The 15,212-nt window shown below is 44.0% G+C and carries 16 protein-coding genes, 1 pseudogene and 1 other annotated feature; of the genes and pseudogenes, 15 read left to right on the forward strand and 2 right to left on the reverse strand.

Translation table 11 applies throughout. The features are described from left to right. The 3 genes and pseudogenes from AB3329_RS05135 to AB3329_RS05145 form a co-directional block, all read left to right on the forward strand. Positions 1-507: pseudogene (locus AB3329_RS05135) on the forward strand (hypothetical protein); the annotation flags it as partial. A gap of 82 nt (positions 508-589) precedes the next feature. After that, positions 590-883 (forward strand): hypothetical protein, encoded by a 294-nt coding sequence (locus tag AB3329_RS05140; protein WP_368394662.1) that lies wholly within the window; start codon positions 590-592, stop codon positions 881-883. A gap of 14 nt (positions 884-897) precedes the next feature. Further along, positions 898-1,416: a hypothetical protein gene (locus tag AB3329_RS05145; RefSeq protein ID WP_368394663.1), complete on the forward strand. Its 519-nt coding sequence runs from the start codon at positions 898-900 to the stop codon at positions 1,414-1,416. Positions 1,417-1,553: 137 nt separating this feature from the next. Here the strand turns inward: AB3329_RS05145 and AB3329_RS05150 are convergent, their stop codons facing one another. Together AB3329_RS05150 and AB3329_RS05155 are read right to left on the reverse strand one after the other, a co-directional pair. Continuing rightward, the gene (locus AB3329_RS05150) at positions 1,554-2,009 is read right to left on the reverse strand and encodes a GtrA family protein (protein WP_067060495.1); all 456 of its coding nucleotides are present in this window, start codon (positions 2,007-2,009) and stop codon (positions 1,554-1,556) included. A gap of 83 nt (positions 2,010-2,092) precedes the next feature. Then, positions 2,093-2,512, reverse strand: a complete 420-nt coding sequence (locus AB3329_RS05155; RefSeq protein ID WP_368394664.1) for a DUF6556 family protein — start codon at positions 2,510-2,512, stop codon at positions 2,093-2,095. A 668-nt stretch (positions 2,513-3,180) separates the two neighbouring features. Between AB3329_RS05155 and AB3329_RS05160 the strand changes: the two genes are divergently transcribed. From AB3329_RS05160 to pyrR, 12 genes are all read left to right on the forward strand, one after another. Continuing rightward, complete coding sequence (locus tag AB3329_RS05160) at positions 3,181-4,326, forward strand: cysteine desulfurase family protein (RefSeq protein ID WP_368394665.1); 1,146 nt, start codon at positions 3,181-3,183, stop codon at positions 4,324-4,326. A 106-nt stretch (positions 4,327-4,432) separates the two neighbouring features. Further along, positions 4,433-5,647 (forward strand): tRNA uracil 4-sulfurtransferase ThiI, encoded by a 1,215-nt coding sequence (gene thiI / locus AB3329_RS05165; RefSeq protein ID WP_368394748.1) that lies wholly within the window; start codon positions 4,433-4,435, stop codon positions 5,645-5,647. A 52-nt stretch (positions 5,648-5,699) separates the two neighbouring features. Continuing rightward, positions 5,700-7,205 (forward strand): accessory Sec system glycosyltransferase GtfA, encoded by a 1,506-nt coding sequence (gtfA, locus tag AB3329_RS05170; RefSeq protein ID WP_368394749.1) that lies wholly within the window; start codon positions 5,700-5,702, stop codon positions 7,203-7,205. After that, entirely contained in the window at positions 7,202-8,515 is a 1,314-nt protein-coding gene (gene gtfB, locus AB3329_RS05175) for an accessory Sec system glycosylation chaperone GtfB (RefSeq protein WP_368394666.1), read from the forward strand. The genes gtfA and gtfB overlap by 4 nt, the downstream gene beginning before the upstream one ends. Positions 8,516-8,736: 221 nt before the next feature. After that, positions 8,737-9,927 carry a CapA family protein gene (locus tag AB3329_RS05180; protein WP_368394667.1) on the forward strand — a complete coding sequence of 397 codons (1,191 nt, stop codon included), beginning with the start codon at positions 8,737-8,739 and terminating at the stop codon, positions 9,925-9,927. Between the two features lie 901 nt (positions 9,928-10,828). Then, positions 10,829-10,907 (forward strand) — a sequence feature (ribosomal protein L21 leader region). Positions 10,908-10,938: 31 nt separating this feature from the next. Further along, positions 10,939-11,253, forward strand: coding sequence for a 50S ribosomal protein L21 (rplU, locus tag AB3329_RS05185; protein WP_368394750.1), 315 nt, complete (start codon positions 10,939-10,941; stop codon positions 11,251-11,253). Positions 11,254-11,258: 5 nt separating this feature from the next. Beyond that, positions 11,259-11,594 carry a ribosomal-processing cysteine protease Prp gene (locus AB3329_RS05190; protein ID WP_368394668.1) on the forward strand — a complete coding sequence of 112 codons (336 nt, stop codon included), beginning with the start codon at positions 11,259-11,261 and terminating at the stop codon, positions 11,592-11,594. 22 nt (positions 11,595-11,616) lie between these two features. After that, a complete protein-coding gene (gene rpmA, locus AB3329_RS05195; RefSeq protein ID WP_368394669.1) occupies positions 11,617-11,910 on the forward strand; it encodes a 50S ribosomal protein L27 in 294 nt (97 codons plus the stop codon). 193 nt (positions 11,911-12,103) lie between these two features. Further along, the gene (locus AB3329_RS05200) at positions 12,104-13,009 is read left to right on the forward strand and encodes a LysR family transcriptional regulator (protein ID WP_368394670.1); all 906 of its coding nucleotides are present in this window, start codon (positions 12,104-12,106) and stop codon (positions 13,007-13,009) included. An 8-nt stretch (positions 13,010-13,017) separates the two neighbouring features. Continuing rightward, on the forward strand, positions 13,018-13,482 hold the full coding sequence (lspA, locus tag AB3329_RS05205) for a signal peptidase II (RefSeq protein ID WP_368394671.1): 465 nt from the start codon (positions 13,018-13,020) through the stop codon (positions 13,480-13,482). Next, complete coding sequence (locus AB3329_RS05210; RefSeq protein WP_368394672.1) at positions 13,466-14,374, forward strand: RluA family pseudouridine synthase; 909 nt, start codon at positions 13,466-13,468, stop codon at positions 14,372-14,374. The genes lspA and AB3329_RS05210 overlap by 17 nt, the downstream gene beginning before the upstream one ends. Positions 14,375-14,673: 299 nt before the next feature. Beyond that, complete coding sequence (gene pyrR, locus AB3329_RS05215; protein ID WP_368394673.1) at positions 14,674-15,195, forward strand: bifunctional pyr operon transcriptional regulator/uracil phosphoribosyltransferase PyrR; 522 nt, start codon at positions 14,674-14,676, stop codon at positions 15,193-15,195. Positions 15,196-15,212 lie beyond the last annotated feature (17 nt).

Genomic DNA, 15,212 nt, shown 5'->3' on the forward strand with positions numbered 1-15,212 from the left:
CGCACTTATCTGCTGGAATATATCAAGACCTACGGCGACTTTGCGGTTGAACCGACCAAAGCCGAGCTTCTGAGTTCTTATAAGAAGACAGTCAAGGACCTGAGAAGTCAGCTGAAAACAGCGACAGGGTCTAAGCGAATCAGCTTACGGACGGATCTGCTGCGGGCGGTCGCCCAGAAAGCTAGGCTGGAAGCCGAGCTTAAAGTTCAAGAGATTAAAGATGAGATTGCTCAGGCAAAAGAAGATTTGCAGGCTGACATCACGGCGACGCATCAGGCTATGTACCAAATAGCAGAAGAACTGACGGATAGTGAAGTGGCCGAACTGCTGAGTCCTTACACCATGGAGAATTTATGGGACAGTCAGGCAGAGGCCCAAAATCTGGCCGAAGCTGATGCCTACCAGAACAGGATGATGGCTTTTGCGGATAAGTTGGATGCAGCAGCTGATAACTTAACAGCGGCGGATCAGGAAGGGGCAGCTTTGTTTTCGACTAACAACAAGTAGGCAGAAGGTGCATAAAGGGCATTGTCACTTATTGGAACTGAATACGCCTTAAACGGGCTTTGTATCTTGAGGAAGGGATGTTATGGGAGTAACGGCTGATTTAGACACGCTTGTCCAAGCGGCCAAGGAGACGAAGAAAGCGCAGGAGCGTTTGGCCATTCAGGGGGCTTTGTCGGCAAAGCAAGGCGATTGGGAGAGCCAATCGTTTGATTTACAGAGCCGCTTAGAGACGAAAGCTTCTGAACTGCAGACTTTAGCGCAGGGGACGATAGCTTCTGAGCTGGCGGATTGTTTTACGGGTCAGGCAGCTGACAGTGCAGCGGCCTATCTGGCCGAATGGCCTCAGGCAGACTTTAGCAGCTTGATACGGGCTTAAAAGGGGAGGAAGAGATGAAAGATAAAGAAGAGCAATTGACACAGGAGCATTTGGAGCGGGTCAAAGCCATAGACGAAGCTGTTTGGCGCTGCGAGGATATGCAGCAGGAGGCCTCTAAGCGGACAGAGACTCTGGCTAACTGGCTGCTAGAGCAATGCCGTGATCTGCCTGAGGCTATGCCAAGCCACACGATAGGGGCATTAGAAGATGAGCGTGACCAGCTGCTGCGTAAGATTCGTCAGAAAGAAGATGAGTTAGAGGAAGCTAGAACAGAAGAAACCACTGCCTACAATCAGGCTGTAGAGGAGCTGCAGGAGCAGCAGAAAAAGGAGCGCCGGCAGGCTGAAGAGTTAAGTATGCTCAAGCGGCGCTTGGAACTCAGTATCGCCCATGTAGCCTTTCTTGGGGTAGAGTCAGATAAGAGCAAGGGGCGTTTTCGCTGTGAGAGCTGCCGTTATGAGTGGGAAGCTGAGCTGTCAACTGTGACAGGCCGAAAGAGCTGCCAGAAGTGCGGGATTTCTTTTGAAAAATAAAGGCATAAAAAAGGCAGCCGTTTAGCTGCTTTTTCTTATTATATGACTTTAGTCTGCCTGTCGGACGGCCGACCTGTTTGACAGCGATAATTTTGCCAAGCCCATATCAGCCGTTGAGAAATTCCTGCTGCAGCTCATTACGATTTTTTATTTTTAAAAATAAAGAGCTTGCTGAAAAGATAGTTGGTTACCATGATGAGTATTTGGCTGATAAATGTCTCAATGGCATTAACCCAGGCTAAATTGTTGTGTACAAATCGGCCGATAATATGGGGGAAAGTATCGACAAAGACATAGGCCAGAAAAACATCCAAAAAATAAGTAAAGAGCCGGGCCAGAGCGAATTTTAGAAAACGGCTAAACCAGCCTCTTCGCTCTTGGTCGAAGACGAAAAAATCATTGGTAACAAAAGCAAAGATGACAGCGAGGATGTTAGCCAGCGAAGTGGACACCAGCCCGCTGGGATAAACTGTAAAAATAAGAATCCGAACTGTCATGTAAAAAACAGTAGTCAGGACACCAAAGAAAAGGTATTTAATAATTTCATTTTGAATAGCTTGAGTTAAAAATGTTTTGTTAAAATATTTTTTCATAGATTCCTTATACCATATAATAGAAAATAAAGCTAAGAGCTTCGTCTTTGCCTTTTATCACTAAAGTAAGTTTCCGCTGCCCTTTACTCAACAGTATCGGTTGCAGCAGAAGCAGGAGTATCGGTATCAGCAGCAGATGAAGCATCGGAAGCCGAAGATGGTGCCTGATATTGCTGATCAGCTGAGCTGTCGTTGCCGTAAACCTGGTTATTATTGGCATTAGAATCATAACCACCGTTAGCCGCTGACCCCTGTGATGTATCGGTGTTGCTGTCATTATCTCCGGAAATAATAACAGTCGTTGTCGAGGTAGTATCTTTATCTTTTGAACTGGCACCGTTTAAGTAATTGTTGATTGTAATACTTGCCACGATAATACTTAAAATACTACCGATTAAAGCAATTGTTTTTTGCAAAGCAGAAAAGCCGGATTTGATGTGTTTTTTGGGGGTAGCGGATGTGGTTTTACTAGGTTTCTTACGACGGGAATAATTTTGAGACATACAGTCCTCCTTATACTAAGATACAAAGCCCGTTAAAAAATCCGTATGAAAATAGGGGATGGCAAGTGATGCTGGCATCACGCTGACAGCCATCTTTTTCACTAGGATTTTAGGGCGTGTTCAGTTACTAAGATACAAAGCCCGTATAAAACGCAAAGTAAAAATAGGAGACTGACCGCTGAGTCATTAAAGACTCAAGGGAAGTCTATCTTTTTTACACAGCGTTTAGGGCGTGTTCAGTTATTAAGATACAAAGCCCGTATAAAACGCAAAAGGAAAATGACGGTAAGTCCGAAATCTCTGATTTCGCAGACGCACCCCTGCCAAGACGACTAGAAGGGTACGGTCGGCTGTAAAGACGACAAAACCTTCAGTCGGCTACGGCAAGCTAATTTGAAATCAGGTCTAAACTTAACCATATCTTTTTCCCGCAGCGTTTAGGGCGTGTTCAGTTCCAACAAGGTACAATTCAATTCACAAGATAAAATTTAAGCTTAAGGGCTGTGTTTCTGTCTAAATTTGTTCAGTCTGTATCAGCCTCTTTGAGCTCCACTACCTATTATACGATTTTATCTTGAAAAATGCTAAAAAAAGATGGGAATAAATCATAAAGAAGTATTTAGACTTATGATATAATGAAGTCATTGAAAATGTAAAGAGGTCAGTAAATGATTTATTTTGATAACGCAGCGACAACACAGCCTTATCCGGATGTTTTGAAAACCTATCAGGAAGCTGCTGCTAAAATATACGGCAACCCTTCCAGCCTTCATTACCTTGGGCATCAGGCTAAGCGTGTTTTAGAAGCCAGCCGCAGGCAGATTGCGGACTTGCTCAATGTCAAGGCCGAAGAAATCTTTTTTACATCGGGCGGAACAGAGAGTGATAACTGGGCGCTTAAAGGTCTGGCTTTTGAAAAAGAGCAGTATGGTAAGCATATCATTATCTCAGCTGTCGAGCATCCAGCTGTGAAGGAGTCGGCCAAATGGTTGGGAGAACACGGCTTTACAATCAGTTATGCGCCGGTAAACAGCAAGGGCCTTGTTGATCTCAAGGCTCTGGCAGATCTTATCAGGCCGGATACGATTATGGTTTCTGTGATGGCTGTTAATAATGAGATGGGGGCTGTTCAGCCGATTCAGGAAATTTCAGACCTCTTGGCAGATAAACCGACTGTAACCTTTCATGTGGATGCTGTTCAGGCGGTCGGCAAGATTCCTGCTGATGATTATTTAACGGACCGAGTTGATTTGGCCAGCTTTTCCAGCCATAAGTTTCATGGAGTTCGGGGGCTCGGTATTCTTTATAAAAAATTAGGCAAACGGCTGACTCCCCTCTTAAATGGCGGCGGTCAGGAGTCAGACCTTCGTTCAACGACGGAAAACCTCCCTGCTATTGCAGCAACAGCAAAAGCTCTGAGGCTGGTTGCTGACAGACAAGCTGCTGCTGTTTCCGGGCTGATACAAATGAGAGATCTGCTGTATGAGGCGCTGTCAGACTATGACGATGTTCTTATTTTTTCGGGCAGGGATGAGCAGTCTGCTCCCAATATTGTAACCTTTGGCATCAAAGGAGTTCGGGGAGAAGTTTTGGTCCATGCTTTTGAAAAACATGACATTTTCATATCTACGACAAGTGCTTGCTCTTCAAAAACCGGAAAACCAGCCGGAACTTTGCTTGCCATGGGAATTCCTGTCAAATCAGCACAGACCGCTGTCCGAATCAGCCTTGATGATGATAACAATATGAGTGAGCTGGAGCAGTTTTTGACCGTTTTTCGTCAAATTTATGTTGATACAGCAAAGATTCGCTGAATAAAATAAGAAAGGAAGAGACCAAAGAAAACCAAAGGCAGGAGCAGTTTGTTTCCAAGCTGATAGACTGCGGTTAATGTGTTCAAGTGTCTTATATAATACCATGATGCAGTATTCAGAAATTATGATTCGCTATGGCGAACTGTCAACTAAAGGAAAAAACCGGATGTTTTTCATTAACCGGTTAAAAAACAATATCAAACATGTGCTGTCTGTTTTCCCAGAAGTCAAAGTAAGCGCCGATCGTGACAGGGCTCATGTTTATCTCAACGGCTGTGATTATCTGCCGGTTGCCGAGGCCCTGAAAGACATTTTCGGAATTCAGGCTTTTTCGCCTTCCTATCGGATTGAAAAGGATACTGAAGCCCTTAAAAATACGGTTCAGGAGCTCATGCTGTCCATTTATCAAGAAGGACAGACTTTTAAAATCACCAGTAAGCGGAGCGATCACCATTTTGAACTGGACAGTCGAGAACTCAATCAAGTGATGGGGGGAGCAGTTTTTGAAGTTCTCCCAAATATTCAGGTGCAGATGAAGCAGCCTGATATTAATCTAAAGATTGAAATTCGCGAAGAGGCAGCTTATCTGTCCTACGAAAATATCAAAGGGGCTGGGGGCCTTCCTGTAGGCACATCGGGCAAAGGGATGCTGATGCTGTCAGGAGGGATTGATTCCCCTGTCGCCGGCTATCTGTCCCTCAAGCGCGGTGTGGCGATTGAGGCTGTTCATTTTGCCAGCCCTCCTTATACCAGTCCGGGAGCATTAAAAAAGGCCCAGGATTTAACGCGGAAATTAACAAAGTTTGGTGGAGATATCCAGTTTATTGAAGTTCCCTTCACTGAAATTCAGGAAGAAATCAAGGAAAAGGTACCAGAAGCTTATCTGATGACTGTGACCCGCCGTTTTATGCTGAGAATTACCGATTGTATCCGGCAGGAACGTGCAGGCCGTGTTATCATCACAGGAGAGAGCCTTGGTCAGGTTGCCAGTCAGACTTTGGAATCGATGCAGGCAATCAATGCTGTTACGACGACACCTGTTATTAGGCCGCTTGTAACGATAGATAAGCTTGAAATCATTGAAATGGCGCAAAAGATTGATACCTTTAATCTGTCTATTCAGCCATTTGAGGACTGCTGCACGATTTTTGCTCCGGATCGGCCTAAAACTCATCCTAAAATAGCAAATGTTGAACAGTATGAAAAACGGCTGGATATTGAAGGACTGATAGAGGGTGCGCTGTCAGGCCTTAAAATAAGGACGGTCTCTCCTCAGGTTGAGAGCGATGAGGTTGATGAATGGCTCACCAGTCTTTTATGAGAGCTTTTCGGCTCCTGTCTTGCAGTTCCAAGAAGCAAAAGAAAGGGACACTATGACTGTTTACAGTATTAATTTTGGACTGACTTGGGCCAATTCAGGTGTCGAATATGCTCAGGCTTACCGCAATCAGCTTCTGGCTCAGTTAAATGTAGATCATCAATTTATCTTTTTAGACTTTATTTGGCGGCATAACATTGCTGATTTGGCAGCAAATCTTGGTTTTAAGAGTGATGAGGTTATTTGGCTTTATACATTTTTTACGGACCAAAAGCTGGCTCCGACGACCTTCACACTGGCTGATTTACAAAAGCTTTTCCATGGCAGGCTCAGTCAGAAGCTGAGCAATGGTAACTTTGTGCGTTTTTTTTACAAAGAGGAAGATGTTTTTTTAACGGCCTACTTAAAGGAAGAAGGCTCAGATATTGTTCACCGTGTGGAATATGTTTCGCAGGGGAAGCTGATTCGGAAAGATTTTTTCTCCTATACCAGAATGTTTACAGAGTACTATGCGCCTAAAGATAATAAAGCCTGTCTTTATCAGCGCCGTTTTTTTAATGAAGATGGAACCTTGGCTTATGATGAACTGATTGACGGCGACGAATCGATTTTTCGTCTTGCCGATCAGATTTGCTATTCAAAAGAGGAATTCATAGCGTATTTTATTCGGTCGCTGGCTCTAAGTTCAGAGGATATGGTCATTTTGGACCGGTCACTGGGGATCGGCTCTGCGGTTCTGCCTTACGTTAAGCCGGCTAAACTGGCTGTTGCTGTTCATGCGGAGCACTTTGTCAAGGAGGCGAGCAAGGATGCCGCTGTTCTTTGGAACAATCACTATGAATACCCCTTTTCACACGCAGGTGAGGTTGATGTTTTTCTTTTAGCGACAGAAAAGCAAAAGTCTGTTTTGGCAGAACAATTTCAGCAGTTCACCCCCTATCGGCCGCGCCTCGTCAGTCTTCCTGTCGGCAGTATCAGCCGCCTGAAGAGACCCAAACAGCCAAGGAAACCTTTTTCTCTGGTTACGGCATCGCGTTTAGTAGCGGAAAAACAGCTGGAGATTTTGATAGAAGCCACTGTTCAGGCGCGGCAAACTCTGCCTGACTTAAGTCTTGATATCTATGGTCAAGGCAGTGAAGAGCCAAAGCTTCGGCAGCATATACGGGAAAATCAGGCTGAGGATTTTATCCGCCTGCGAGGCCATCAGAATTTGGACGAACTTTACCAAAATTATCAGGTTTATGTGACAGCTTCAAGAAGTGAAGGTTTTGGTTTATCGCTCATGGAAGCTCTTGGGTCAGGTCTGGCTTTGATTGGTTTTGATGTGCCTTATGGCAATCAAACCTTTATTGAAGAAGGAAAGAATGGCTATCTCCTGTCGATTTCTGATTTTAACGACGGACTGCTCAGCCAAGCTTTCAGTCAAAGGATCATTGACATTTTTCAGTCAGGCAGTCTTGAGTCCATGTCTGAGGCCTCTTATCGCAAGGCCGAAGACTTTCTGACAGAACGAGTGGCGCATAAGTGGCTGGAATTGCTTGAGGAGGTGACAGGCAAATGATTAATTTATTTGACAGCTACAATCAAAACAGCTGGGATCTGCATTACTCCCTCTTAGTATCTGGCTACAAACAGCCCAGCATCGCCCTCAATGATGATGGATTTCTGCCCTATGATGTGACCTCACCTTATCTGTTTTTCACTGATTTTGCAGCTGTTTCCGGCCGGCCCCTTTATTTCAATGAATTGCGCCTTCCCCCTTACTGGGAGATCAGAACAGACCGCAATCAGGCCGGTATTTGGGATTTGGGCCGGCAGCGCGGGCGTATCCGCTTTTTCCAGACGGACAGCCAGCGTGTTATCAAGGAAGTGGACTGGCTGGATGACAGAAAGGAGCGCCGGCTGACCGATTGTTATAACCGAGTTGGCTTTCGCTTTTCTCAGATTAGCTATAATGCATCCGGCCAGCCTGTTCTGCGCTCATATTTTGACAGGAATAACCAAGAGGTGCTGCTTGAAAATTATATTACCGGCAATCTGATTTTAAACTATCAGCAGCAAGTCTTTATCTTTAAAAATAAACTGGAATTTTGGCTTTATTATCTGAAAGCTGCTCAGTTTAATTTGGACCGTATCTTTTATAATTCTTTAGGCCATCCCTTTTTACTGGCTCAATCACTCCAGCATTCGGGTGAAGATATCCTCTTCTGGCAGGAAAATAGTGCGACGGCCCTGTCTGATAATATGAAGAAACTTTTTCATCAGAACAGCCGCTCTACTAAAATCGCCGTCCAGCACTCAGCTGTTTACCAAAAACTGCAGCAGTCCTTAACCGAAACAGAGGCTTCTTTGACAGACTACTTAGGCTTTCTCTACCCTTTTAAGCGGGAAAACCACGGCCGCAGTCAGGTGCTGATTGTCACCTACTCGGATCAGCTGCAGGACTTAACTGCTTTAGTTACCAACCTACCAGAAGTCAGCTTTCATATTGCTGCCCCAACGGAAATGTCCAGTAAGTTATTAGCTTATAAGAAGTATGCTAATGTCCGCCTCTATCCCCGTGTCGATCAATCCCGGCTCAGCCAGCTCTATCAAGCCTGTGATTTTTATTTGGATATTAACCACGGCCTTGAAGTCCCTGCTGCTCTTCGACGGGCTTTTGAAAATAAGATGATTATCTTTGCTTTCAGCCAGACGGCTCATAATCATCGCTATATTGCGCCAAACCACCGTTTTCAGACTGCAGAAGAACTGCTGTTTGTCTTTTTGCAGGTTTTGGCCCATCCGCCAATTATTCCTTCTCTACTGAAAAAACAGTATGAAGGGGCAGACTTGGCAACAGTGCAGGATTATCAGAAATTTATCGGCTAGGAGAATAGTTTAAAATAAAAAAGCGAAGTCTGGAGTGTCTGCCCCAGACTTTTTGATATAAGGGCAAAGAACACAAAAGGAAAATAGGAAACCGGCGGCAGATTGCTGTATCTTGGACCTTTATCTTTCCTCGCAGCTCTGGCCTATGTTCCGTTTAATTTTTTCATAAAAGCTGTTTGAAAATCTGATGAGAGTGTTATAATACAGATAAGGAGGCTCTTATGAAAAAGTTTAGGATTATTTATCGCAAAACCAGTCTAATCTGTCTGCTGATACTCTGTCTGTGCTTGGTTTTGGCTGCGGCATTTGATTTACTGGGAAATGTTCCAGTAAAAAAAGACAATGTAAAAACAGAAAAAAAGACTGCCCGCCTAGTGGCTAATGGTGATATTTTGCTGCACGACATTCTTTATACCAGCGCCAGACAAGAAGATGGGAGTTATGATTTCACGCCCTATTTTGAATATGTCAAGGACTGGATCGATGGTGCCGATTTGGCTATCGGCGATTATGAAGGAACGATTTGCCCTGACTATCCTTTAGGGGGGTACCCGCTTTTTAATGCTCCGCCGGAAATTGCTGTCTGTATGAAAGACACGGGCTACGATGTTGTCGATTTAGCGCATAATCATATCTTGGATTCTCAGCTTGCCGGTGCTCTAAATACTGTTGATGTTTTTAACAGTTTGGGCTTAGACACCATTGGTATTTATAAAACAAACCGTGCTCAGGAAGATTTTCTCATTAAGGACGTAAAAGGAATCAAAATAGCCATTTTGGGCTATGCTTACGGCTATAATGGCATGGAGGCCAATTTGACTGAGGCAGAATATGAAGCGCATCTGTCCGATCTTGACGAAAAAGAAATGAAAAAGGAAATCAAAGAAGCGGAAGAAAAAGCAGACATCACTATTGTTATGCCTCAGATGGGAACAGAATACGCATTAGAACCAACTGATGAACAGATAAAACTCTACCACAAGATGGTTGATTGGGGAGCAGATGTTGTTTTGGGCGGCCATCCTCATGTAGCTGAACCAGCGGAGATTGTCGAAAAAGACGGTGAGCGTAAATTTATCATTTACTCTATGGGGAATTTTATTTCCAATCAGACCTATGAGCGGATGGAGAACGTTTGGCCGGAACGCGGATTGCTGATGGATCTGACCTTTGAAAAAACTGGCAGCCAAACGGTCATTAAAACAGTCAAAGCTCACCCGACTCTCGTTTGGTCATGGGGGAAAGGCGAATACGGGAGCGAAGGCTACGAATACTTCAATTATCGGGTTCTTATTTTAGAAGATTTTATTGAAGGCGGCAGGTACCGCGATCTATTAGACGAAACGATGCAAACCAAAGTGGATCAAGCCTATCAGGAAATGACTGAATTAGTCAACCTGCAATGGGAATAAAACAAGATACAAAGCCCGTTAAAAACGCAAAAGGAAAATAGGGGACTGACTGACGAATCGTCAGATTCTAAGTCAGGCCATCTTTTTCCCGCAGCGTTTAGGGCGTGTTCAGTTCAACAAGATACAAAGCCCGTTAAAAACGCAAAAGGAAAATAGGGGACTGACTGACGAATCGTCAGATTCTAAGTCAGGCCATCTTTTTCCCGCAGCGTTTAGGGCGTGTTCAGTTCAACAAGATACAAAGCCCGTTAAAAACGCAAAAGGAAAATGACGGTAAGTCCGAAATCTCTGATTTCGCAGACGCACCTCTGCCAAGACGACTAGGGAGCGGGACAGAACCCCAGACCGTAAAGTTCGATGTCTCGTCCCCGCAAAGCCTAGCAGACATTTTAAAGCTTTGAAAAAGCGACTAAAATGCCGCCAGGCTACTGCGTTTTGTTTATAGTACAAGCAATGATTTGGGAACTAAAATTTTGTCTGCTTTCAGTTGTTTACGGCTGGCGGTAACTAGGTAACGATACAGATTTCCAGCCCCTCACTCTCCCTTTTCTGGGTTCGGGCTGAAATCATTCACTGGATGATTTCACTGCACAGCTCTTAGCCCGTGTTCAATTACAACAAGATACAAAGCCCGCCTTAAGTCTGTTTAGCAGGACGCAGAATGCTGACTTGACAGCGCTTATACGCCCTGCTGTTTTAACTGTTATTCCTACCTATTGCAATGAAAAAATTTTCTCACTGCAGCGGTAAGCAGCAGGAGCTATGCTTATCGGCTTTGCTAAAGTCAAGATAAAAGTCCGTGATAAAGAAGGGCTGCCGGAGATTTTCTGTAAAATAAAAAATCTAAAGTTCTTGAAAAATACTGTTTGGCATGGTAGAATGGTAACGTTGACTAAATGCACATCCAGTGCAACCGCTCGGAAATCGTTAGTTAAGCAGAAAGTGACTTTCTCACGATTGCGGCGAGTCTTCACAAGAGGAATATCCTCAAAAAAATATAGGAGGTGCATGATGAGCACATATGCAATCATCAAAACTGGCGGTAAGCAAGTAAAAGTTGAAGTGGATCAAGCTATTTATGTTGAGAAGCTTGACCTAGAAGCAGGAGCAGAAGTAACCTTTGATGAGGTTGTCCTTGTCGGCGGTGAAACAACTAAAGTTGGGACTCCTGTCGTTGAAGGGGCTACTGTCCTTGGCAAGGTTGAGAAACAAGGCAAACAAAAGAAAGTTGTGACCTTTAAATATAAACCTAAAAAAGGAAGTCATCGCAAACAGGGCCATCGTCAGCCTTATACCAAGGTTCTCATCACAGCTATTAATGCTTAATTATTATGATTGAAGCGACATTTACCCGCAGCCGTTCAGGTCTTTTGGAAGGCGCTGTGCTGAAAGGACATGCCGGAAGCGGTGACTATGGCTTTGATATTGTCTGTGCATCTGTCAGCAGTCTGGCTCTAAATTTTGTAAATTCACTCGAAGTGCTGGCCGGCTGTTCTGCGGATGTCGATATAAATGAACAGACAGGGGGATATATGGCAATCTCACTCCCGTCTGGTTTTGATAAAGAAGAGAAGGTTCAGCTTTTATTTGAGTCATTTTTTCTGGGTTTAGCCAATCTGGCTGAGCATTCAGCAGAATTCGTGACTGTAAAAGTGCTTGAAAACTAGTTTTAAAGAGAGGAATACCATTATGTTAAAAATGAATCTTGCTAATTTGCAGCTTTTTGCTCATAAAAAAGGTGGCGGTTCCACATCAAACGGCCGTGATTCAGAAAGCAAACGTTTGGGAGCTAAGGCCGGAGACGGCCAAACGGTCAAAGGCGGTTCAATTCTGTACCGTCAGCGCGGAACTCATATTCATCCGGGAGCGAATGTCGGCCGCGGAGGAGACGATACCCTTTTTGCAAAGGTTGAAGGTGTCGTACGTTTTGAGCGCAAAGGACGCAGCAAAAAACAGGTATCGGTTTACCCAATTGCTAAATAGTTCCGTCTTCTTGATGAACAGTTAAAACTGCTTGCTAGGCTTTAGTCAAGCGGTTTTTTTGTCTTATCGTGTTTGCTGCTGTTTTTTAAAGATTGGAGCAGCTGATTTTAAAGTGACATCCGGTTATGAGAGTACCGCTAATGTGTGATTTTTTGTATAATAGAAATAGTAAATAAAAAGGGACAGTTGTATTATGAACATTCAACAATTGAGGTATGTTGTGGCGATTGCCAACAGTGGAACTTTTCGCGAAGCAGCGGCCAAACTTTTTGTCAGTCAGCCTAGTTTATCAGTGGCTGTGCGCGACTTGGAGGCAGAACTGGGTTTTCAGATTTTTACACGGACAACAACAGGGACAGTTTTAACCAGTCAAGGGCTGACTTTTTATGAAAAAGCTCTGGAAGTTGTTAAAAGCTTTGATAGTTTTGAAAAACAGTTTTCCCAGACAGATACCAAAAATAATGAATTTTCTATTGCCAGTCAGCATTATGACTTTTTACCGCCCTTAATCACTGTTTTTTCTAAGACCTATCCTGATTATAAAAACTTTCGCATTTTTGAATCAACAACGATTCAAATTTTAGATGAGGTGGCTCAGGGTGACAGTGAAATTGGTATTATCTACATTAACAATCAAAATCGTAAGGGGCTTTTGCAGCGGATTGAAAAGCTGGGGCTTGAGTACGTGGAGCTGATTCCTTTTAAGACCCATATCTATTTGGGCAAAGACCATCCTCTGGCTGTAAAGTCAAGCCTGACCATGGCTGATTTGGCCGGCCTGCCTACTGTCCGGTTTACTCAGGAAAAAGATGAATACCTCTATTATTCCGAAAATTTTGTTGATACAACGGAGAGTTCGCTCATGTTCAATGTGACCGATCGAGCGACCTTAAATGGTATCTTAGAACGAACAAATGCTTATGCGACAGGTTCCGGCTTTCTTGACAGCCGAAGTGTCAATGGCATTACTGTCATTCCTTTGGTAGATAATTTGGATAATAAAATGATTTATATTAAGCGGCGGGATAAAAATTTGTCCAGCTGTGCGCTGAAATTCGTTACCGTCATGCAGGATTATTTTGCTAAATACAGACCTTAGGAGGAGTTATGCGAAAATTACTGCTGTTTTTCTGCACTTTTTTGCTTGTGAGTTTGGATCAGCTGAGCAAATACTGGATTGCTGAGCAAATGGAGTTGGGGGAAACCCGGCCGTTTCTTCCGGGGCTGTTCAGCTTAACCTATCTGCACAATTACGGAGCAGCTTTTTCCATACTGCAGCATCAGGGCTGGCTTTTTGCGCTTATCACTTTGGTTGTTCTTACAGTGGCTGTTTATTATTTGATTAAAAATATCAAGGGCGATTTACTGCTTCTTTTTGGCTTAATTTTAATCATTGCAGGCGGCTTAAGCAATTTTATTGACCGCCTCTGCTTAGGGTATGTGATTGATATGATCAATCTGGACTTTATGGAGTTTGCTGTTTTCAATCTGGCGGATTCTTATTTAACGGTTGGAGTGTTGGTATTAATGATTGCACTATGGAGAGATGAAAGAAATGGAAATCAGGATTAAAGCAGCAGGCGACCGTTTGGACAAGACCCTGTCAGATCAGACTGATCTGTCCCGCAGTCAGATTCAGCAGCTGATCAAAGGGGGCCTTGTTTTAGTTAACGGTCAAAGTAAAAAAGCCAGCTATACTGTGCAGATTGGCGATTTGGTTTCATATCAAACGCCGCAGGCAGAGATTCTTGAATATAAGGCTGAGAACCTCCCTTTAGATATTATTTATGAGGATGCCGATCTGGCTGTTGTCAATAAACCGCAGGGAATGGTTGTGCACCCTGCAGCCGGTCATACAAGGGGCACCTTAGTGAATGCTCTGCTTTACCATATCAAAGATCTGTCTGCCATTAACGGGGTCATTCGGCCGGGCATTGTCCACCGCTTGGATAAAGACACATCCGGTCTTTTGATGATAGCCAAGAATGACCAGGCGCACCAGAAATTGGCTGCTGAACTAAAAGATAAAAAGTCGCTGCGTCAGTATCTGGCAATTGTGCATGGCAATCTGCCTGATGATTACGGCCTGATTGAAGCCCCGATCGGGCGCAGTAAAAAAGACCGCAAAAAGCAGGCTGTAACAGCTCAGGGTAAACCTGCTGCGACACATTTCCATGTTTTAGAACGTTTTGGTGCCTATACATTAGTGGAATTAACTTTAGAAACCGGCAGAACCCATCAGATTCGTGTTCATATGGCCTATATTGGACATCCTTTGGCTGGTGATGTCTTATATGGTCCGCGAAAAACGCTGCCGGGTGCCGGACAGTTTCTGCATGCGCGAACGCTAGGATTTACACATCCAAGAACCGGTGAGCTGCTGGAATTTTCTGCTCCGCTGCCCCAGCTTTTCCAAGAGACACTTGACAAACTGCGGGAGGCTGGGCTGTCAGGCGGAGTTTGAGGCGCTTTGTCTCTTTTTGTTCAGCTCGCAGGGTATGACTTGAAAATTGTTTAAATTTTGGTATAATATGGAAAGAATATAAATCCTTTAATACTGTCCTGTGAGGCAGGCAAGGAGAATCGCAGTAAATAAATAAACAGTACTGTTTTTTGCTGTACTGTAAGTTGTGAAATCTCCTTGTGTCAGGGAGATTTTTTCTATTTTTATGAAAGGTTTGGGCTGAGATACAGGGCCGGTCAGCTGCCTGATTTGTATTGCAGGCCGAATCTTAATACTCCTCTTAACTAGAAAGGCTGTTTATGAAAACAAAAGAAATTGTTGATGATGTGACCATGAAACGTGCCATCACACGCATCACTTACGAGATTATTGAGCGCAATAAAAATCTCGATAAGATTGTCCTGGCTGGGATAAAGACGAGAGGTGTTTTTATCGCCCGCCGTATTCAGGAACGTCTGCAGCAGCTTGAAGGGCTGTCTGTTCCGCTGGCGGAATTAGATACCAAACCTTTTCGAGATGATAGAAAGAGCGATGATGACACCAGTTTAATGCCGCTTGATATTAACGGCAGAGAGATTATTTTGGTTGATGATGTTCTTTATACCGGCCGGACAATTCGGGCTGCTATTGATAATCTCGTCAGCCACGGCCGTCCTTCTCGTGTCAGTCTGGCCGTTCTAGTCGACCGCGGTCATCGGGAACTGCCTATCCGAGCCGATTATGTAGGCAAAAACATTCCTACCAGTACTGATGAAGAAATTATTGTTGAAGTGCTGGAATATGATGGCAAAGACCGTGTCAGTCTGGCATCACCCAATTAAATTAGAAAAAGGACGGT

Origin of the sequence: Streptococcus huangxiaojuni, assembly GCF_040930515.1 — a bacterium.
Lineage (GTDB): Bacteria > Bacillota > Bacilli > Lactobacillales > Streptococcaceae > Streptococcus > Streptococcus huangxiaojuni.

What these genes read in the sequence shown, in the direction of transcription:
- AB3329_RS05155 (WP_368394664.1), bottom strand. Translation starts at nt 2,512, where the DNA reads ATGTCTCAAAATTATTCCCGTCGTAAGAAACCTAGTAAAACCACATCC.
- gtfA (WP_368394749.1), top strand. Translation starts at nt 5,700, where the DNA reads ATGACTGTTTACAGTATTAATTTTGGACTGACTTGGGCCAATTCAGGT.
- rpmA (WP_368394669.1), top strand. Translation starts at nt 11,617, where the DNA reads ATGTTAAAAATGAATCTTGCTAATTTGCAGCTTTTTGCTCATAAAAAA.
- AB3329_RS05190 (WP_368394668.1), top strand. Translation starts at nt 11,259, where the DNA reads ATGATTGAAGCGACATTTACCCGCAGCCGTTCAGGTCTTTTGGAAGGC.
- thiI (WP_368394748.1), top strand. Translation starts at nt 4,433, where the DNA reads ATGCAGTATTCAGAAATTATGATTCGCTATGGCGAACTGTCAACTAAA.
- lspA (WP_368394671.1), top strand. Translation starts at nt 13,018, where the DNA reads ATGCGAAAATTACTGCTGTTTTTCTGCACTTTTTTGCTTGTGAGTTTG.
- rplU (WP_368394750.1), top strand. Translation starts at nt 10,939, where the DNA reads ATGAGCACATATGCAATCATCAAAACTGGCGGTAAGCAAGTAAAAGTT.
- AB3329_RS05150 (WP_067060495.1), bottom strand. Translation starts at nt 2,009, where the DNA reads ATGAAAAAATATTTTAACAAAACATTTTTAACTCAAGCTATTCAAAAT.
- AB3329_RS05180 (WP_368394667.1), top strand. Translation starts at nt 8,737, where the DNA reads ATGAAAAAGTTTAGGATTATTTATCGCAAAACCAGTCTAATCTGTCTG.
- pyrR (WP_368394673.1), top strand. Translation starts at nt 14,674, where the DNA reads ATGAAAACAAAAGAAATTGTTGATGATGTGACCATGAAACGTGCCATC.
- AB3329_RS05210 (WP_368394672.1), top strand. Translation starts at nt 13,466, where the DNA reads ATGGAAATCAGGATTAAAGCAGCAGGCGACCGTTTGGACAAGACCCTG.
- AB3329_RS05160 (WP_368394665.1), top strand. Translation starts at nt 3,181, where the DNA reads ATGATTTATTTTGATAACGCAGCGACAACACAGCCTTATCCGGATGTT.
- gtfB (WP_368394666.1), top strand. Translation starts at nt 7,202, where the DNA reads ATGATTAATTTATTTGACAGCTACAATCAAAACAGCTGGGATCTGCAT.
- AB3329_RS05140 (WP_368394662.1), top strand. Translation starts at nt 590, where the DNA reads ATGGGAGTAACGGCTGATTTAGACACGCTTGTCCAAGCGGCCAAGGAG.
- AB3329_RS05145 (WP_368394663.1), top strand. Translation starts at nt 898, where the DNA reads ATGAAAGATAAAGAAGAGCAATTGACACAGGAGCATTTGGAGCGGGTC.
- AB3329_RS05200 (WP_368394670.1), top strand. Translation starts at nt 12,104, where the DNA reads ATGAACATTCAACAATTGAGGTATGTTGTGGCGATTGCCAACAGTGGA.